The sequence below is a fragment of the Streptomyces sp. P5F9 genome, assembly GCF_057961495.1.
Map to the genome: position 1 here is coordinate 1 of NZ_JBXVPZ010000949.1, position 1,150 is coordinate 1,150.

Genomic DNA, 1,150 nt, shown 5'->3' on the forward strand with positions numbered 1-1,150 from the left:
TCACCGCCCTGTGCCGCGACCTCATCCGCCGCACCGAGGACGGCTCGAACCCCGGCCTGCGCCTCATCGCCGTACGCCACTTCATCGACGTCGCCGCCCACCCCGACACCATCGCGGCCTGGCTCACCGAGGGCACCGTCCCCGGCGGCCCGGAGCTGGACCCCGAACTCCGCTGGCGCGTCCTGGCCCGCCTCGCCGTCCTCGGCGCCACCGACGAGCCCGCGATCGCCGCCGAGCTGGAGCGCGACCCGTCCGCCACCGGCCAGGAAGGCGCCGCCCGCTGCCGGGCCGCCCTCCCCGACCCCGAGGCCAAACACGCGGCCTGGGAGGCCATGTTCACCACGGACGACCTCTCCAACTACCTCTTCACCGCCACCGCCCAGGGCTTCTGGCAACCCGAACAGGCCGACCTCGTACGGGACTACGTGCCCCGCTTCTTCACGGACGCGGTAGCCCTCGCCACCCGCCGGGGCCCCGCCATCGCCGACGCCGCCGGCCGCTGGGCCTTCCCCACCCACGCCGTCGACGCCGAAACCCTCCGCCTCGGCGAGGAATGCCTCCGCGACGCCGACCTCATCCCGTCCCTGCGCCGCAAGCTGGTCGACCAACTCGACGACCTGGGGCGCGCATTGCGGGTACGCGGGGTGGAGTGACCGAGACGGCGACTTCTCAGGTGCCGGGCGCCATCATCCAGCCGCCCGGTACCTCCCGACTCCGGCACTCACGCGGCACCAACGCCGTCACCCGCACCACCACCGGGCACTGAACAACACCCTTTCGGGTTCTGATCGTTGTTCTCCCCGGGCGCGTCGACTCATCCGGGTCCAAGCTGGAACTCCCCCTGCCCGCGCCCCGGAGGACAGCATGAGCAGCGCCCCCCTCGCCTCAGGCCCCGAAGGACCCGACGCCCTGCGGCCGTTGCTCGACACCGTCCTCGACGCACTCGGCACCGGACGCCAGGCCCGCGGCGGCCCGTTCCCCGCGGGCGGCCCCGACACGGTCGCCGCCCGCATGCGGGACGCCGTAGGGGACGTACTCCCCGACGAAGGCGACCCCGACGCCCTGCGCTCCCTCGTGCACGCGCTCGCGGAAGGCGCCGCCGACCCCGCCGACCCGCTGTGCGCGGCACACCTGCACTGCCCGCCGCTCG

Annotated in this window: 1 protein-coding gene and 1 pseudogene; both read left to right on the plus strand. The window is 74.4% G+C overall.

Translation table 11 applies throughout. The features are described from left to right. A partial coding sequence (locus AC31A1_RS51715) for an ERAP1-like C-terminal domain-containing protein (protein ID WP_489659961.1) occupies positions 1 to 653 on the plus strand: 653 nt, incomplete at its 5' end. A gap of 211 nt (positions 654 to 864) precedes the next feature. Next, positions 865 to 1,150 (plus strand): annotated as a pseudogene (locus AC31A1_RS51720) (aspartate aminotransferase family protein); the annotation flags it as partial.